Here is a 16,153-nt window from a genome sequence, read left to right as displayed (position 1 = left end):
GTGGCAGGATGCCCGTCATGGGAAGCACGACGAGCACCGCGGGCGCCGTGTCGACGGCACGTGATTGCCGTGTCCAGCGGGTGACTCGCGTCAGCGTGCTCAACCCAAAGCGGAACCCGGGCGAGTACGAACCGTTCTCGGCGACGGCCCGCCTGCGTGCTGAGCTCGCTGCCGGTGCGGTCGCTGGGCTCGAACTCGCGGGTCCAGACCGCAACGTCGAGCTCGACGTGAACGCCGTGCGTTCCCATCTCGAGCGTTCACGGGTCGACGGTGGCACGGCCGTCTACTTGGAGGGGCACGGCCTGCGGCAGGGACCGGGCTTCGCGGTATACCCGAACAGCACCGGCGCTCCCCTCCGACCGCGCGACTATGACGGCGACCAGACCCACCCCGCGTTCGTGATCATCGGAGCCTGCCAGGCCGGCTTCCGCCTGTCGGTGTTCTCACGCATGTTCGCCACTGGGACTCCAGTCCTCGCGGCGAACGGCGAGACCGATCGCGACGACGTCGCGGGCGTGATCCGCCCTGCTCTCGAGCAGTCCGCGACCGGCGGCCTCTCGTCCGGGTGGATCGATCGACACACCGAGCATCGCGGAGTGTGACGCCTCGTCGCCATGCCCTGACTTACCGTGGAACACGCCCTCGGTTGGTCGAGGCCCGCTGGTTCGGCGTTCCGCGACGGTGGGGCGAACGTCCGGCTCATCGTCGCCTTCCGCTCACTTCGTGGCGAATCGTCCGGTGGTCTCGCGCGGGTGCTGGATGTCGAACGCGGTGGTCATCAGTACCCGCCTCCGGAGGCGTCGGGGCACGAGCATTCCATGTCGCCGTGCACGATCTGGCACTGTCCGTCCTCGTGGGCGCTGCGGGAGTGGCCGCAATGCCCGCAGCGGGGACGTCCTCGCCGTTGCGGCGCGGGGCGTGGACCCAGCGCGGCCCACGGGTCGGGCGCGGGCGCGTCCTCGCCCTGGAGCGCACCGAGGCCGCCGTCTGCCTCGATCGTGGCCTTGGTGGCGAACCGGCCGGTGGTCTTGCGCGGGTGCAGGGTCTCGTCGAACGTCTGCGTGCTCATGGCACGTGTGTTGACGGCGTGCAGCGCCGACGAACGCTGGGCGGCCAGGATGCGCGATGTTAGTAAGCGCACGGACTGCGTGGCCTGTCCTGGGAGTCCGGCCCGCGAAGACACCGAATGATGTCAACGCGATCAGCAGTGCGGCTCCCAATGGGGAGGGTGAGACCCCACACTTCCGAGGCTGCGTCGAAGGGGGGCGCTGGACATCGAAGACGCCCTCGGCAACGAAGAGCGCCACGGGCGCTGACGGGGTTTACGGGCACGTCATGGTCGCGCTCGTCTACGCGCCGCCCGGACGGCGCGCACGAGAACTACGGCTGGCACCCGCCCGTGACGCGTCCCGGACCCGCCACGCCAGCCGCGGCTTGGAACGAGAGGCTGGGTGCACCCCTTCGTCCATGCTCGTTCCGAATGTCCCCGCGCAAGCGGGCCGGGGGATTGCTGTCAGGCAGGTATGGCCGTGATGTGCGCGTCTGGAGCGGTCTGCTTGAGACTCGACGAGATCAGCTCGATGCCTGCCTTCCCGAGGTCCGTCATCGTGCCTCTGAGCGCCTCCAGCACCGGCCCAAGCATCCCCTTGGCTTCCATCAGCTCGACGGAGACGGTGCCGTCCTTCGCGAGGATCGTCACGTACCCGTAGATCAGCTCCGGGTCTCGTCGAAAGACCGGCTTAGGTCCGGTGAGGTCGATGACTTGGCCACCACGTCGTTGTTCCAACTTGTGGAGGACCAACCCCACGGTGGTCACCGCCCCGAAGACAAGCAGCGTGACCGTTGTGATGGGCTCGAACCCGTGTTGCTCGACTGGGATGACCTCGAGCCCTTCCTCTGCTGCCCACCTCTGCACGTCGGCGACCTCAGCGGGATCGAGGACGATCTCCTCGCCGGTCGATTCTGGCTCTGCCATTGCGCGCTCCTCTCATTTTGCCGCTTCGAGGGGGCGGTAGTCCCACCTCGGGTGGAAGGGCCGGTCGGACGTCAGCCAGGTTGTCAGGGGTACCTTGGCGAGCGTCCACAGGAGATCAACCGTCTCGGACGCAGCGAGAAGGCCCGCTACGTCCAGAGGGCCTTCCTGGTGAAAGTGGTCGACGTAGTAGTCGACGATCATTCGTCGTCGATCCTCCAGCGGGGGATGTGACGCGGCCGGATGCGTCTCGGGCCGGCCTGCGATCGCGAGGGCCTCCTGCACGATCTCGTGGATACGAATCGCCAACGCTGCCGGCTCGAGGGCCAAGTTGGGTGGGAACCCGTCCCACGGCATTGCACTGAGAATCACAAGTTGGGCAGCGACGAGGTCCGCCCGCAGCTCCCGCTCGACGTCGGACGTCGCTGGTGGGAACCAGCCCGACAGAGCGGTCTGAACGTCAAGCTGGTCGAAGAGCGCGTGTGCGTACTCGTGAGCGAGCACGAAGCGCTCCATGTAGTTGATCATCCGCGTCAGCGCCATCAGACGCTGACGGTTCTGCGGTGCGGACGAATGCTGCGGTAACGGCCTGCCCTTGTAGAACCAGTTTCCGAGTGTCAGTTCCAACTGGCGCACCGGTCGGGGATCGGCGAGTAGCCCGGCTTCGACGTCGCTCCAGTCGGACGACAAGTAGTCGCGTTTGGTTTCGGGCCATGCGAGGACGACGGCCTTCGCGGCCTGGTAGTACGCGGTCATCATGCCGTCGGAGACCAGAATGACGCAGCCCCGACCGATACGGCTGGTCACGGCGTCATGGCGCTGCTGGGCTGTCGTACCGAGAATCACGTGTCCCAACGCTTGCGCGACGGAACCGTCGAGGTCGACGCGCTGCGCCTCCTCGATAAGCGTCAGCTCCAGCGTCGCCGCCTGTCTAGCAAGCATTTCCAGCTTTATGCCGTCCTCATACGGCCCCGGGTCGACTCGACGCAAGATCTCGCGTGTACGGTCGAGCCGCATCGCCTCTCGAGCCGCATCGAAGCGCAAGCCGCCGACGATCACGGTCTTGCCGTCCGGCGTGGCTGTCGCCTCCCTGCTAACTACCGCGTCGAGTCCGTCACGAAGCGAGTCTCTCGGCCGGTCGATCAGCGCCCGGGCGCGCTGTCGGCTCCGCAGCCAAAGGCGGCACGGGCGTAGGTCCTGGTCGAAGTCGTCGTTCACCTGCACTCCTCGAGGAGACGCGTGCTCTCGCAATGAGGGAGTACCTGACGCGCCCGCAAGTACATTCTGAGCCCAACGTGCGACGGCTGGTACCTGCTTAGGGCCTCGGCAAGTCGTCGGCAGGGCTGTGATCTGCGGGTTTGTCGGTGTGGCATGAGGCGCGGGCGTATCAGCTTCGGGCACGATGGGTGGTTCGACCTCGCGGCGGGCGTTTTTCACACACCCGGCCTCTGGGCACGCGAGCGGGCCGCCCTCGTCGAACTTCTGCGTGCTCATGTCCAGGTTGTTGACGGCGGCGCGGGCGGGCGTCGAACCGCTCGCGCTCACCCCGTGTGCGCCGCGACGACGAGGCCGCGCAGTGCCGAGAGGTCGAGGGGCTGCTGATAGTCGTCCGTCGGGACGCGGGTGGCGAGCTCGCTGATGAACGCCGTCTGGTCGTGCGGGGCGAGCAGCTGCCCGTCGCGGTGCACCCCGACCTGCCCGTCGTCGTGCACGGTCACGATGTGGTCCACGTAGTCGACCGCGACGACGGCGGTCGGGAGGTCCGCCCGCACCCGCTCGTCGGGCTCTGCGACACGGAACTGCACCCCGTCGTCCAGCAGGCCGAGTCGCGACACCTGCCGCGCCAGCGCGCGCTCGTGCGCGTGTCGTGACTGCGCCTGCTGGGCAGCCGCCGTGATCGCCGCTGCGTCGGACGTCGTCGTGACCTCGGCACTGGGCCCGTCCTCGTGGTCGACGCTCACCTGTGCGGTGCTGCCCGCGCAAGTGACCATCAGGCGCGCTCCTGCGCCCAGGTCGACCTGCATGGCGGCGTCCCCGCCGTGCCGGTCGGGGTAGGTGTACACGACCTCCGGCTCCCTGGCGGTCTTCAGCCCCGCGATCGCGTCCGTGATGGACTCGATGTGGACTCGGGCGAGGGCACCAGCCGTGTCGTCGAGCACCGATGCGGGCGCCTGCGTGGACAGGGCGTGCAGCCCGCCGTCGGCCTCGAGCGTGGTCTTGGTCGTGAAGCGGCCGGTGGTCTCGCGCGGGTGCAGCTGCTCGAACGACGTCCGTGTCCTGCCCGCCCCACCGCCCTGCACGCGCCGCGACGGCACCGCCTCGAAGGCCGTCGGTGTGCTCATGCCGCGGACCACTCGGTCGCGGCGTGCCGTGCGCACAGCCCGTCGACGGCGAGGGTCCCGCACGCCATGCACTCCAGCCCTGTCTCGGCGTCCGGGTCGAACCGGTCGTCGACGAGAGGCGTCCCGTCGAACGCTGCGTACGCCTCGTCCAGCTCGCGCTGAGCGGGCCGGGCCCGGACGACCGTCGGGACGAGCGTGGGGCCGACGTCGACCCGCTCGACCACGTTGACGTTCGAGTCGAGGGCGAACATCCCGCCGTCCGCCTCCGCGGCGGTCGCGGGCGCGAACCGGCCACCAGCCCCGCGCGGGTGCAGCTGCTCGAACGTGTGCGTGGTCATGCCCGGGATGTTGACGGCGCCGCGCCCGCCCGCACTCACGGCGTCTCGGGCTCGTCGGACTCCTGCTCGGGCTGGGCCGTCAGGACCGACATCAGGACGGGGGTTCCGCCGAAGCGGTGCTTGCCCAGCTTGACCCGGACCGAGCGCAGCGGGCGCCCACCGGAGGACCGGTTCCGGTTACCCACCGCGTCCGGGACAAGCAGGCCGTCACCGTGGACCGAGCGCCAGATCGTGTCGGTGCTCGTGCCCGGGGGCACGAGCTCAGGGTAGGCGCGCTGCGCGATCCGGAGCGCCTCCGCCTCGTCGAGCAGGACCACCGTACGTCCGTCACGAGCCGCGACGAGGTAGCCCACGCGCGGGCCGCTCGGGCGCAGCGCGCCGTCGCTGCCGGCCGAGACCCAGCCGAGCGCCGAGGACGCCGCCTTGGAGTCCAGCGGCTCCGCGGCCGGGTCCGCAGCCGAGACGACATGAGCGTGCCCCGCGGACAGCGCCTTGCCGAGGGCGTCGATGAGCGACTGTCCCGGGCTCGCCTCGACACGGTCGGAGTGCTGCTCGAGCACGAGCTCACCGACGAGGGTGCGCAGGTGCCGGATGAGCTCGGCGTCCTCGTCCGGGGAGGCCACCTCCTCGGACTCCGCGACCCGGTACAGCAGCCACAGGCCGAGCGCGAGGTCGGCGGCCAGGCGGGCGTAGCGCGTCACGTTGAACCCGACCTGTGTGGACATCGACTGCGTGTAGGAGTCGACGAGACCTTCGTGCGCGGTGCGCAGCCAGTCCATGACGGTCGCCCACCCGTCACGCTGCGCCCACCGGGCGACCCACTGGACGAGGTACCCGGACACGCGGGACATCTCGCCGGACTGCGCGCGCATCGCGACCACCCCGTTGACGGCGTCGTCGCTGCCCAGGTCGCCGCGCTCGACGCGCAGCGTGACCATGCGGTCGCGCACCGAGGCGATGTTGTGCTCGTTCTCGGCCGAGGCGATGAACAGCGCGCGCGGCGCCTTCGTGCGCCTGCTGGTCATGTCGGCGTTCATGCGTCGCCGCGCCGCCATGTTGTGCACCGAGCGGACCATCCGCCCGAGCAGGTCGAGGTTCGCTGCGGCCTTCTTCGGGTCCGCCACCGGGGCGAAGTCGTCGGCGACCCAGATCGGGGCGATGCTCAGCGCGTGCTCGATGGCTGCGGGCGTGTCCTCCGCGCTTCCGGTGAGGGAGTCCTCGTGGAACGCTCCGGGACGGGCCTGCCAGGCCGCCATGATGGCCGCGGCCGTCCACGACTTGCCCCCGCGCTTGGGCCCGACGAGGAGCATCGTGACTCGTGAGCGCACGGGCACGATGGGTCGCAGGGCAGCGGCCAGCACGCCCGCTGCCTTGTAGTCGCGGGTCCACGCACCGGAGCGGACGTACGTGTCCAAGACCTTGGTCAGGTCGGCGCGCATGAGCGCGTCGCGCTCAGGGGTGCCGGGGGCGCTCTGCGGGTCGATCCAGACACCGAACCGGGACGCGCCGGACAGGAGGTCCTCGGTCACGGCGGACCGTGCCCGGTCGGTGTATCCGCCGGCGTCGATCGCCTGCTCGCCGACGACGAACGCCGGCAGGCCAGACTGGGTCGGGACCCACCCCATGGACGTCCACGCCGTGGTCGGCACGACGTCGCCCGGTTCGAACGACTTCACGGCACCCAGCCAGTCCAGTCCCTTGCGCGGCGGCCACTCGGGGTGCATCAGGACCTGTGCGGGGATCTTGCCGCCGCGGCGGTGCCATTCGGCGGGGGACTCCGAGAGCAGGGTGCCTGCGGGGCCGGGGACGGTGTGACGGTGCTCGGCGCCGGAGGTCGGGTCCTTCCACAGGACCTCGATCTCGGCGGTGATCTCCGCGTCGTTCGAGGCGAACGCGTCGAGGATGCCGGTCGCGTCCTCCTCTGGCGTGGGTTCGCGCATGAGCGCGACGGCCTTGAGGCGGCCGCCGAACGTCGAGCGCTGCTCCCATCGGGTCTCCCCCGTCGACTCCCCGAACCGGGTCTTGACCTCGGCGTACTCCTCGGCGCACCAGGTGCGGGGGTTGATGCGCCAGGCGCCGAGCGTCTGGTCGTCCTCACCGTTCTCGGGTCGCGAGGGCAGGTGGTCGGTGACCAGTCCGCCCTCGCCGGTGTGCAGGTCGTCGATGCTGCCGTACATGCTCAGGTAGTCGTCGATGCCCGCCTTCGTCTCATCACCGGTGTCGGCGCGCGAGAGGTCGACGAGGAAGGGGGTGGCGCGCTTGTGCTCGAGCAGGTCGAACATGCGGTCGGCCTGGCGCCAGACGGCGGTGTTGGACGCGACGTCCGCGTCGAAGAACGTCCAGGCTTCGCGGTCGCGAAGGTTGAGGGTGTCCCATTCGGAGTGGTTGTGCCAGTTGCCCGACCCGGCGATCGCCACGACGAGCGGCACGTCGTCGGGGTCGGTGGACTCGACGACGGTGCGCAGGTGGTCACGCGCGGCGCTGGTGAAGTCGGCGGCCTGGCCGGGTTCAGGCCAGGCGAGCTCGGTCGGGTCGGCGACGTGTGCGAGCAGGTAGGCCGACAACACGGAGTCCGCCTTGAGCAGGCCCTCCACGATCGCCACGCGCCGCGAGTCGTTGACGCGCTCGGCGGGTACGGCCGGGTGCAGGTCCATCGGGAGCGGGATCCCGGCGAACGTGTCGTACTTGATCGGGCGCCCGTCGGGGGCGATGCGCGGGGTGTGCGGCTTGAACTGGTAGGTGCTCGGCACGTACCGGCCCACGCGGTCGTCGACCTCGCGCAGGTCAACCCGGTGCCAGGGCATGATCAGGCAGTCGCTGCCCGGGGGCACGAGCTCCTTGAGCTTCTTGGACTCCCGGCTGCGTCCGTCGACGCCCATCGAGTCGGCGACGGAACGCAGGTCGGCGTCGGTGTAGGTGCGGTACCCGCGTGCCGCGGCCACGAGCGGGGCGATGCCCGAGGTCGCGAGCTTGTGCGCCCCTGACCCGGTGATGCCGGCGCGGGCGGGCTCGGTGTCGTCGGGCGTGGGCAGCGGGACGGAGTAGTCCTCGGCGGCCCACGGGGTTCGCAGCGTGGTCTCGGCCATGGCTCTTCTATGGGTCGAGACCGGGAGTCGAAGAGACCAGCGGGACCAGCGCAGGGCCAGCCCGGGGCTGGTCGGGTGTTCGCGCAGGTCAGACGCCGAAAATGGGGGTCATTTCGGGGTGGACCAGCCGGACCGGCCCGGGGGTAGGACCTATAGGGGGAAAGGGCATATGTATATGCCCCTGGAAGATCCCCGAGAATCTATATGCCTAGCGCGCATAGCGTATGGGGGTATGGGCTGGTCTGACTCGTCTCATCAAAATAGATAGAGAGATAGTGGTTCTGACCTGGTGTTTCACCGCCGTGAAGCGGACCAGCCGGGGGATGGTCCAAGGCTGGTCCCGGCTGGTCCTCGCCCGAGTCGTCTGCCATTCCGCGGCTGAACGACATCATCAGCGCCCACCCGAACGCGACGGCCGAGGCGAGGACGAAGAGGATGAGGACCGCCACGACGGCGGCGGCGCGCCCCATCCCGTTCAACCCCCGGACAGGGCGCCATCGTGCCCGCGCCGTCGAGCTTGTCAGCCCGCCGTTGACCCGGTCAGCGACGCTCGACGGCGTCTGCCCAGAGCCATGCCCAGCCCTCGCGTCCGTGGGGGTCGATGTAGCGCACGTGCACCTGTCGTCCGGCCCACGCGATCGCCTCGCCGTCGACACACGCCTCGCCCGTCTGTCGCTGCGTGACCCATGCGCGCACCGGGATGCCCTCATCGGGGCGCACGATGTCCAGCCCGCGGCGAGCGAGCTCCGGTGCTTCCTCGGCGCAGTCGCGCATCGGGACGGTCTCGATGCCGGACGGCCAGCCGCCTGGGGGCGGACGTCGACGAGTACCCACGGAACTCAGCGTAGTCGAACACCAGTTCGAACAATCCCGTAGCCTGGGTTGGTGACGACGACGGCTCTCGATGCCATGGAAGTGGCTCGCGCGACCCTGCGTCGCGCCGAGCCGCGCACGGCCGTGCGGTCGTGCGGTCGTGCGGTCGTGCGGTCGTCGACACCCGACCTCCTCGACGTCGACGAGGCCCTGCGGCCGCTTGGCGCGATCCTCGACGGCGGCCGGCTCACGCTCGTTGCGGCGAGCGTCGTCGCCGGGTCGACGAACCTGCTCCTCACGCTGCTCGGGCAGTCGCAGGGGGCTCGGACTGGATAGCTGCTGGAGAGGAACGAGGACCGGGTATGGGACCAACGACGATCGGAAGAGGGCGGCGATCCCCTACTTGCAACAGCTACCTGAGCAGTCCGCACGATCTGTCCTTGCCGGCTACCTGACAAGTCGAGGAGCACCAAGACGGCGCCCTCCGAGCGAGTGAACGGAGACGGTCCCATCAAGATGACTCACGGATCAGTGAGCCGTCGTACTGGATCGCCCCACCGAGACAGCGAATGAGGCTGTGTTCGGCGGTTCGCTCAGGGGCAGGTGGCAGCGCCGGACACAGTGATCGCGCCAACCGTGGTCGGGTCGTATCCGACCGAATGGCCGAGCGGTAGTCCCGCGACGAACGTGACGCGCTGTCCGTCGAACTCCACTGCTGACCTCAGATCCGGGTAGGAGTCAGTGACGGTCGATGTGTAACCCTCCCACGTCTCTTCGTCTCCCGAAACGAACGCCACCCGGACTTCCACAGTCGGCCGTGCTTCGGACAAGGTCTCCGGGATGAACTCAACGTTGAAGAACGCGTCTCCTGCCCGTTGCAAGTTGAGCGGGTCCAATGCCCCGGGGACGTTGGAAACCGTGACCTTGACGATGTTCCGACCGAGCCCGTCACTCGTGGTGTCCGATGTGCACCAGACGGAGTCGAACGTCGGGTCGCCGGCGACGAGCTCACCGCTCCAACTCCCAGCAACCACGACTCGCCCCGTTCCAGGGCCTGGAGCGTCTCGCAGGGGGAGCGGCAGCGGCATGTCCGATATCACTGGCGCCTCCCGGACGAGGCGTCCGAGCGACCCGCTCACAACGTCAGAGCTGGAGACGTTCTCGTCGGTTGAAGGCAAAGTCGAGGGGTCCGCCGCCCGAGAGGGAGCGGGAGTCGGCGTCGGTTCCTGTGGCGGGTTGCTTGGCGAGGTCCTCGCTGCGCTGTCGGGATGGACCGTTTCGTTTGACGTTGCACCCGCACACGCCCCGAGAATGCCCGAGGCAAATACCGCCAGTCCAAGTGCCGCGACGGCTCTACGCATGGTCAAGGGTCCCACCGGACCGGTCCGCCAGCGTCAACTGTGCGGATGTCACCTGCGCTGGTGGAGCCGGCGACGCCGGCGCGAGCACCCGGTCGTGACTCGTCTGCACTTAGAAGTCCTCGCCGCCCTCGTCCAGGTCCTCGTACGCCCTCGGATCGACCAATGACGTCAGGACGAGCTCGTCCGGCGACGCCCAGTCCACCTGCTCCCCGATGTCCAGTAGCGCCGCGGACGACACCATCTGCAGGCCGCGGACCATCGTGAACGCGTCGTCGCGCCCCTCGTACGCCCACCGGCGGTGCATCGCCCAGCGCAGAGCGCTCGACCCGACGTCGAACAGGCGCGCGCCCGCGCGGTGGCTCTTCCCGCTCGGCACGAGCTCGTCAAGGAGGCCGATCGTCGACGAGCCGGCAAGGACGGCGTCGTAGACCGCGCGAAGAGCGCCCATCGCCTCCTGGCGCCCGGAACCAGCGAGGGCGAGCACGGCGGCCGCCTCATCGTCTAGATCCTCGACCAGGGCGGCGAACGCGACATCGGTCGTGACGTCCGCCGTACCGGGTGGGCCGAGGACGTCGGTGGCGTCGCGCCATGTCCCGAACCGGTGCCCGCCGCGAGGTGAGACGGCCCCGGTCGTCGACGGAGGGCGCGGCAGCCCGCCACACACGAGGTCGTCACCTCCGGGGCGGGACAGGCGCCCGGACAGGTTCCGCCACGGGTCGGTGGGCGGCAGGGTCGCGACCACCTCGGCGATCAGGCAGCCGAAGAACGCGACCGCCCAGCCTGGCCGCTGCCCGCTCAGCTCCACGACGCCGGCCTCTAGGCGCGCGCGCGCCGACGAACCGACCAGCGGCTCGTGCAGCGACACCCACCAGCGGGCGGGAAGGGGCCCGGGGTGCGGAGTGCCATGCGGCATTGAGTCCGTCCCTTCATCGGGGCTGGCGCCCCATCGTGCTGCCCCCTGGCGCTCAACGGACCAGTCTGCCGCTTCCGCGGCCATGATGCGCAATCCTGGCCGCCGTGCCGCGCGTCATGCTCGCCCGCGAGCCACCTCGACGAGCCGGTCGACATCGCTCAGTCCGCGCGAGAGCTCCTCCAGCATCCGCGCGCACCGCGACAGCCCGTCCTCGGCATCGGGGTCGACGAGCAGCACTAGGGCGACCGCGAACGCGTCGCGTGCACCTCGCAACGCCTCGGCCGTCGCGTCGCTGGCCAGCCACATCGAGTTCGTGCGCAGCAGCAGGTCCGCCACCGCGTGCATGACGTGCTGATCCCTGGACCCGGGCGAGTCCTCACCCATGCGTTCTTCCCATTCGGGAGGCGTGGGGAACCACAGCACGGTCACCTCAGGTCGCCCGCTCGGCCCGCACGACCCCGGCGAAGGTCGACTCCAGGTGCGCCACCGCCGCTGCACCGACGGTGGCCTCGGCGATCGTGGACGCCGTCTCGGCGACAGCCTCCAGCAGCTGCAGCGCACCGAACGAGGAGACCAGGCTCGCGGTCACGTCCGGGCGGCCCTCCTCCCGAGCACGTACGTACGTCAGACCCACCAGCACCATCTGCGCCGACGTCAGACGATCCCCGTCATCGCACATCGACGTCCTCCACCGTGATCCCCAGACGCTCGTGCAGCATCTGTGCTGCCAGACCTCGCAGGTACACCAGCCGGCGCCGCACCGCCCATACCGGCACCCCGAGCCGCGCCGAGATCTGCGCCGTGTCGACAGGCGCACCCTCACCGAGGGAGTACACGCCGCCGAGCCAGGCCGTCGCGATGTCCCCCAGCTCGGGAGTCTGGGTCTGGCGCACGTGGTCGATGAACGTGGCGATGAACGCCCGCCCCTCGGCCGGGTGCAGTAGGAAGTCTGACGTGTCCAGCACGACGTCCGACTCGACGACCTCGACCGTGTACCGCGTCGCCAGGTCCTCCTGGGTGAACTTCCCCGCGTGAGACCTTGACCCGCCGCCGGACGCCGCCGGACCGGAATCCTCGAGCGCGGTCAGCAGCTCGGCGTCGCTCGGCTCACGACGAAGGCGCGCATGCAGCTCGTCTCGCTGGGCCTCGACGACAGCCCGCCGCCGCAACGTGCCCTGCATCCCGGCCGCCGGCGCGTGCCCGAGCTCGGAGTGCGCGTACGCGCGGACCTTGTCCGGGCACATGGTCTGCAGCAGCCCCGCGAACGTGCCCACGGAGTCAAGCGCGCGCCGCCCGGTCGCGATGTCGTCGACGAGGCGCACCGCCACCTCCATGACGATCGCCTCGACGTCCTCGCGATGCTTGTCACCCAGGGCGTACCGGCGCCGCATCGTCCAGCCGATGCGGCGGAACAGCCGCGCGTGCGCTCGGAAGAAGTCCTCGACCAGGATCGCGCGGTCCTGCGGCTTCGCCTCGACGATGCGCGCGAGCTGGTCCATCGTGCCGCTGGTCTGCTCACTCATCACGATCCCCCCGCCTCGATGACGTCGCTCAGATCCCGCAGCCTGCACACCGGCGGCGCGGTGGTGAACGGGAACCCGGGCCACGGTTCGACGGTCCGGGTGGTGTGCATGACCTCGCACCACACGAGCCAGCGCCGCCCGCCTGCCCGCGGGTCCAGCAGCCACCCCACCGTCATCCGGGCCGGCGGAACCGCGGCCGCGGCGAGCTCGGCGATACGGTCCACGACGCGCAGCACCCGCGCGGTCCCCCACCCGTCCTGCGCCCTCAACAGCTGGGACAGGCGCAGCCGCAGGAGCGGGCCACCGTCCTGCCCGGTCGCCGCCCGCAGCACGTCGGTCGGTGTGACGAGGCCACCAGCGACGGCGAGCAGCCACTCGGCCCGCACGCGTCGAGCCGCAGCGGCCGCCGCTTGTGCCACCTCGACCCGGGGCCCGTTGATCACCGTCATGCCGACACCTCGTCCCCGAGCACCGAGAACGCCCCGTCCCCCAGCGCATGCTCGGAGACCGGCCGCATGGCGGTCAGGTCCGGGATGGTGCGCGAGTGCAGCGCAGCGATCACGGTGGCGCGCGAGACACGCCGCTCCGGGTGCCGCTGGTTGTACTGGGTGACGATCTCGCCGACGTCGCTCAGCCCGAGGTCGCGCACCATGTCGCGCAGGCTGCGGCCGGTGCGCGGGTCGCCGACGTGGTCCTGAAGCGTCTGCAGGGCGCTGCGATGAAGGTCGCGCGAGATGTACCGCAGCGGGTCCACGCCCCACACGCGCGTCGGCTCCAGGCACCGCTCGATGAGCCGCTCCACCACGCAGGAGCGGTCCACCTTCGTGGGAGCCTTGCGCCCGGTCGGGGTCTGGGTGTCGAACTCGGGGTCGGCACCCAGGACCATGCGGTCCGTGAGGGACTCGATCGTCAGGTCGTCGACCATGCGGGCGCGGGTCCCGCTGGACACCTCGGCGGCCAGGACGCGGTCCGCGCGAAGCAATGCGTCGGCTGCCATCGGCTCCAGCCGCTCGCGCAGCTGCCAGTGCGCCAACTCCCCGTCGCACTTGATCCGGCCCAGCTCCTCGCGCATGCGCGATCGCGACATGAACGGGACGCGGAGCGTGGTCTCCTCGTCCCACACCGCGTGCAGCAGCATGGGGTCGCGGGAGACCTGAACCTCGAGCGTCCCGGAGTGCCCGAGCCCACTGAAAGTGCCCTCGATGCTCTGGTCCGACTCGACTACGGACAGGACGTGCGGTCCGTCCCACACGGTGCGCACCGGCAGCAGCAGCCGTGACCCGCCCGGACCACGGTCCTTGCGGCCGACGTCGATGCGCGCGACCCGCCACAGCCACATGGGCAGCTGCACGACAGCGGCGCTGGCCGGGAGCCGTCCGGCCAGCAGTGCAGCGGCGTCGCGGCCCGCCTGCGCACCCTCGAGCAGACCGCACGTGATGTCCAGCCAGTCGTTCCTCACCGTCTCGCCCTCGCTTCCTTGCTGATCGGGTCCACCTTCAAGACGCACGTCCGTCGGATCTGCAACACCACCCCGGGGCACGGTCACCTCTTCCTGCTGATCGCGAGCCACGTCGCGACGCATGCCAGGGCACCGACGACCGGCCACCACAGCGCGACCGCGACCGCCGAGCCTCCGGTGACGGCGGCCGTCAACGACGGTGCCGTCGTGCTGCGGGTGCGCCCGTACACGGCCCATGCCGCGAGCCCGGTCACGAGCGCCGCTCCGGCGGCGGGCAGCCATCCGGCGACGATCACCACCGCCCACCCGGTCGCGAGTGCGAGCAGGATGGCGACGACGAAGGCCGGCGGCACGGTGACCGATGCGACCCCCGCTGTGCTGGTGGGCGTCGGTGCTGGCGGAGCGGTCACCGCCGCCTCACCGTCGGTCGGGAACTGCAGCCGCGTTCGTGTCCGGTGCCTGCGGGCGTTGCGCCGTGCCTTGTCGCGGTTGAGCGCGAACAGGTCGGCCGTGTCGAACTCGCTCATGGCCCACCACCTCAGCGGTGGCGGCGGAACGAGAACCGGTTCCTCGACGGGGGTGGTTCCACGAGGTGGGCAGGGTCGAGGTCGGGGCGGCCAGTGACGCGGAACAGGATCCCGGTGAGGACCTTCGCCAGCTCCGGGACGGAGGACGTGGACTGACCGGCCTTCAAGGCTGCGTCGATGCGCGGGTCCAGGAACACCGTGCCGGCGTACTCCCCGGACTGCGCGAAGACGCGCTGCGCCGTCTCGTCGCGCACGTCCATGTCGGGGTTGATCTTGTCGAAGACCACCATGATCCGGTCGCGCGGGACGCCAGCCGCGCGGAACGCGAGCAGTCGCTCGCGCAGGTTGTCGATGCCCGGGCTGGAGTCGTCCGCGAGCCCGACGGCCCACGCCCCCGAACGCAGCAGCGGGATCACCATGCCGTCGATGAGGCCCGAGGTGTCGGTCGCCTCGATGATCTGGGTGTCGACCAGGACGAGGTCGTGGGTGGCCGCGGCCGCCTGGATGGCGCGCGCGTAGACGTCGCTCGTGACGACGTCAGGGTCAGCCAGCTCCTTGGGCGGAGCCATGATGAGGGAGAACGGCAGCGGGTCGGCCATGGACGGCCGGGACTGGTTGAGCCGCTCCGGCGTGAGGATCACGTCCTCGTAGGCGAGCGTGCCGACCGCCGCGTCGTACACCGACGGCAGTCCGGCGGCCGTCGGGACGCGCAGGAACTTGCGCTGGTCCCCCTGACCGCGGTTCGCGTCGACGACGCACGCCTTGATGCCCTTCTCCGCTGCGAGCCACGCAAGCTCGATCACCGTCGAGGACTTCCCGACCCCGCCCTTGCCCGCGACGCAGCACACGACGGCGCCGTTGGTGCGACGTCGGTCCAAGACCGCGGTGGTCGCTGCCCTGCGGGGCGTGAACACGTCCTCGACCTCCTCCTCGCGCACCGGTGCCACCAGGTCGGCGTAACGAGCAGAGCCCGGCGGCGGGGACGGGACGTAGCCGTCGGCGGGCACCACGGGCTCGGCGTTCGCCCACGGGTCCGCCGCGGGAACGGGCCGGTGGGGTGCAGGGGGGACGGGCGCGGTCTCCCACGGGTCGCGGCCGGACGCCGGTGCAGAGGGCTGCACCGGCAGTGGCGTAGCCGCCCCGGGTGCCTGCCCCCACGTGGCGCGCGTCGCGCTCGTCGGGGACGGCACGGGAGCCGTCGACTCCCACGCCTCCGGCGGCGCCGGTGGCGTGGTCTCGACCGGACGGATGTCGGCCTGGGGCGCGGCGCCTGGCGCGGGGTTCTCCCACGGGTCGTCGCTGCGCACCGGATCCGGTCCGGCGGGAGCGGCGCCGTGCTCGAGCGTGCCGTCGGCCATGATCTTCGTCGCGCCCGGTCCCCCGCCGATCAGGGGCAGGTTCGCCTCGGCGAGGAGCTCGTCGAGCTCGGTCGGCAGCTCCACGAGCGTGGTGCCGGGCACGTCGATCCGCTCGTCACCGGAGACCGCGACGAGCGTGACCTCCGTGCCGCCGGTGACCTGCCGAGAGAGGAAGGGGCGCATCCCGGGGACCGGGCGGGCGGATACGAGGAGTGGCACGGGACCGTTGACCGCGACGTCCTGCCTGGCGACGTTCGCGTCCTCGATGAAGTCGTCGCTGCCCCCGACGACCGTGAAGCCGTTGCTCTGCAGGGTTCGCGCCAGGTGCGGCAGGCAGATGACCGCGACGCGCTTGTTTCCGTCCATACCCCGTTCTGTGGGACGGGTCGTCAGCCAAACGCTGCTCGACGCGGCAACGCTCGATCTGCCAGCACGTCGACGTCGACGTGCTTGGGAGTGGC

18 protein-coding genes are annotated in these 16,153 nt (G+C 70.4%); 2 read left to right on the top strand and 16 right to left on the bottom strand.

Annotated features, from left to right (window positions below):
• The first annotated feature begins 17 nt into the window (after positions 1-17).
• Positions 18-602, top strand: a complete 585-nt coding sequence (locus tag AC4H2G_RS11920) for a hypothetical protein (protein WP_494365952.1) — start codon at positions 18-20, stop codon at positions 600-602.
• Between the two features lie 176 nt (positions 603-778).
• Here AC4H2G_RS11920 and AC4H2G_RS11915 read toward each other — a convergent pair whose 3' ends face one another.
• The 7 genes from AC4H2G_RS11915 to AC4H2G_RS11885 all read right to left on the bottom strand — a co-directional run bounded on the left by AC4H2G_RS11915 (position 779) and on the right by AC4H2G_RS11885 (position 8,572).
• Positions 779-1,069: a hypothetical protein gene (locus AC4H2G_RS11915; protein ID WP_494365951.1), complete on the bottom strand. Its 291-nt coding sequence runs from the start codon at positions 1,067-1,069 to the stop codon at positions 779-781.
• Positions 1,070-1,513: 444 nt separating this feature from the next.
• Positions 1,514-1,975, bottom strand: coding sequence for a hypothetical protein (locus AC4H2G_RS11910; RefSeq protein ID WP_494365950.1), 462 nt, complete (start codon positions 1,973-1,975; stop codon positions 1,514-1,516).
• 12 nt (positions 1,976-1,987) lie between these two features.
• Positions 1,988-3,190 carry a hypothetical protein gene (locus AC4H2G_RS11905; RefSeq protein ID WP_494365949.1) on the bottom strand — a complete coding sequence of 401 codons (1,203 nt, stop codon included), beginning with the start codon at positions 3,188-3,190 and terminating at the stop codon, positions 1,988-1,990.
• A gap of 323 nt (positions 3,191-3,513) precedes the next feature.
• A complete protein-coding gene (locus AC4H2G_RS11900; protein ID WP_494365948.1) occupies positions 3,514-4,314 on the bottom strand; it encodes a hypothetical protein in 801 nt (266 codons plus the stop codon).
• Positions 4,311-4,652, bottom strand: a complete 342-nt coding sequence (locus AC4H2G_RS11895) for a hypothetical protein (protein ID WP_494365947.1) — start codon at positions 4,650-4,652, stop codon at positions 4,311-4,313. Before AC4H2G_RS11895 ends, AC4H2G_RS11900 begins: the two co-directional genes overlap by 4 nt.
• A 35-nt stretch (positions 4,653-4,687) precedes the next feature.
• Positions 4,688-7,738, bottom strand: coding sequence for a hypothetical protein (locus AC4H2G_RS11890; RefSeq protein WP_494365946.1), 3,051 nt, complete (start codon positions 7,736-7,738; stop codon positions 4,688-4,690).
• A gap of 540 nt (positions 7,739-8,278) precedes the next feature.
• Positions 8,279-8,572: a hypothetical protein gene (locus AC4H2G_RS11885; protein WP_494365945.1), complete on the bottom strand. Its 294-nt coding sequence runs from the start codon at positions 8,570-8,572 to the stop codon at positions 8,279-8,281.
• A gap of 51 nt (positions 8,573-8,623) precedes the next feature.
• Between AC4H2G_RS11885 and AC4H2G_RS11880 the strand changes: the two genes are divergently transcribed.
• Positions 8,624-8,887: a hypothetical protein gene (locus tag AC4H2G_RS11880; protein ID WP_494365944.1), complete on the top strand. Its 264-nt coding sequence runs from the start codon at positions 8,624-8,626 to the stop codon at positions 8,885-8,887.
• 257 nt (positions 8,888-9,144) lie between these two features.
• Here the strand turns inward: AC4H2G_RS11880 and AC4H2G_RS11875 are convergent, their stop codons facing one another.
• The 9 genes from AC4H2G_RS11875 to AC4H2G_RS11835 form a co-directional block, all read right to left on the bottom strand.
• Positions 9,145-9,729, bottom strand: coding sequence for a hypothetical protein (locus AC4H2G_RS11875; RefSeq protein ID WP_494365943.1), 585 nt, complete (start codon positions 9,727-9,729; stop codon positions 9,145-9,147).
• Between the two features lie 292 nt (positions 9,730-10,021).
• Positions 10,022-10,825: a hypothetical protein gene (locus AC4H2G_RS11870; RefSeq protein ID WP_494365942.1), complete on the bottom strand. Its 804-nt coding sequence runs from the start codon at positions 10,823-10,825 to the stop codon at positions 10,022-10,024.
• Positions 10,826-10,939: 114 nt separating this feature from the next.
• A complete protein-coding gene (locus AC4H2G_RS11865) occupies positions 10,940-11,254 on the bottom strand; it encodes a hypothetical protein (protein WP_494365941.1) in 315 nt (104 codons plus the stop codon).
• Between the two features lies 1 nt (position 11,255).
• A complete protein-coding gene (locus tag AC4H2G_RS11860; protein ID WP_494365940.1) occupies positions 11,256-11,414 on the bottom strand; it encodes a hypothetical protein in 159 nt (52 codons plus the stop codon).
• A gap of 79 nt (positions 11,415-11,493) precedes the next feature.
• The gene (locus tag AC4H2G_RS11855) at positions 11,494-12,348 is read right to left on the bottom strand and encodes a hypothetical protein (RefSeq protein ID WP_494365939.1); all 855 of its coding nucleotides are present in this window, start codon (positions 12,346-12,348) and stop codon (positions 11,494-11,496) included.
• Positions 12,348-12,797, bottom strand: coding sequence for a hypothetical protein (locus AC4H2G_RS11850; protein ID WP_494365938.1), 450 nt, complete (start codon positions 12,795-12,797; stop codon positions 12,348-12,350). The genes AC4H2G_RS11855 and AC4H2G_RS11850 overlap by 1 nt, the downstream gene beginning before the upstream one ends.
• A complete protein-coding gene (locus tag AC4H2G_RS11845) occupies positions 12,794-13,807 on the bottom strand; it encodes a hypothetical protein (RefSeq protein WP_494365937.1) in 1,014 nt (337 codons plus the stop codon). The genes AC4H2G_RS11850 and AC4H2G_RS11845 overlap by 4 nt, the downstream gene beginning before the upstream one ends.
• A gap of 83 nt (positions 13,808-13,890) precedes the next feature.
• Entirely contained in the window at positions 13,891-14,334 is a 444-nt protein-coding gene (locus AC4H2G_RS11840; protein ID WP_494365936.1) for a hypothetical protein, read from the bottom strand.
• A gap of 11 nt (positions 14,335-14,345) precedes the next feature.
• Positions 14,346-16,058 (bottom strand): CpaE/TadZ family protein, encoded by a 1,713-nt coding sequence (locus tag AC4H2G_RS11835; protein ID WP_494365935.1) that lies wholly within the window; start codon positions 16,056-16,058, stop codon positions 14,346-14,348.
• Between the last annotated feature and the right edge of the window lie 95 nt (positions 16,059-16,153).

The organism is Cellulosimicrobium sp. BMG9.23 (assembly GCF_059159985.1).
The sequence above is the reverse complement of the archived record's forward strand: the minus strand, read 5'-3'. Positions and strand labels throughout refer to the sequence as shown.

What these genes read in the sequence shown, in the direction of transcription:
- AC4H2G_RS11920 (WP_494365952.1), top strand. Translation starts at nt 18, where the DNA reads ATGGGAAGCACGACGAGCACCGCGGGCGCCGTGTCGACGGCACGTGAT.
- AC4H2G_RS11915 (WP_494365951.1), bottom strand. Translation starts at nt 1,069, where the DNA reads ATGAGCACGCAGACGTTCGACGAGACCCTGCACCCGCGCAAGACCACC.
- AC4H2G_RS11910 (WP_494365950.1), bottom strand. Translation starts at nt 1,975, where the DNA reads ATGGCAGAGCCAGAATCGACCGGCGAGGAGATCGTCCTCGATCCCGCT.
- AC4H2G_RS11900 (WP_494365948.1), bottom strand. Translation starts at nt 4,314, where the DNA reads ATGAGCACACCGACGGCCTTCGAGGCGGTGCCGTCGCGGCGCGTGCAG.
- AC4H2G_RS11895 (WP_494365947.1), bottom strand. Translation starts at nt 4,652, where the DNA reads ATGACCACGCACACGTTCGAGCAGCTGCACCCGCGCGGGGCTGGTGGC.
- AC4H2G_RS11890 (WP_494365946.1), bottom strand. Translation starts at nt 7,738, where the DNA reads ATGGCCGAGACCACGCTGCGAACCCCGTGGGCCGCCGAGGACTACTCC.
- AC4H2G_RS11870 (WP_494365942.1), bottom strand. Translation starts at nt 10,825, where the DNA reads ATGCCGCATGGCACTCCGCACCCCGGGCCCCTTCCCGCCCGCTGGTGG.
- AC4H2G_RS11855 (WP_494365939.1), bottom strand. Translation starts at nt 12,348, where the DNA reads ATGAGTGAGCAGACCAGCGGCACGATGGACCAGCTCGCGCGCATCGTC.
- AC4H2G_RS11850 (WP_494365938.1), bottom strand. Translation starts at nt 12,797, where the DNA reads ATGACGGTGATCAACGGGCCCCGGGTCGAGGTGGCACAAGCGGCGGCC.
- AC4H2G_RS11840 (WP_494365936.1), bottom strand. Translation starts at nt 14,334, where the DNA reads ATGAGCGAGTTCGACACGGCCGACCTGTTCGCGCTCAACCGCGACAAG.
- AC4H2G_RS11835 (WP_494365935.1), bottom strand. Translation starts at nt 16,058, where the DNA reads ATGGACGGAAACAAGCGCGTCGCGGTCATCTGCCTGCCGCACCTGGCG.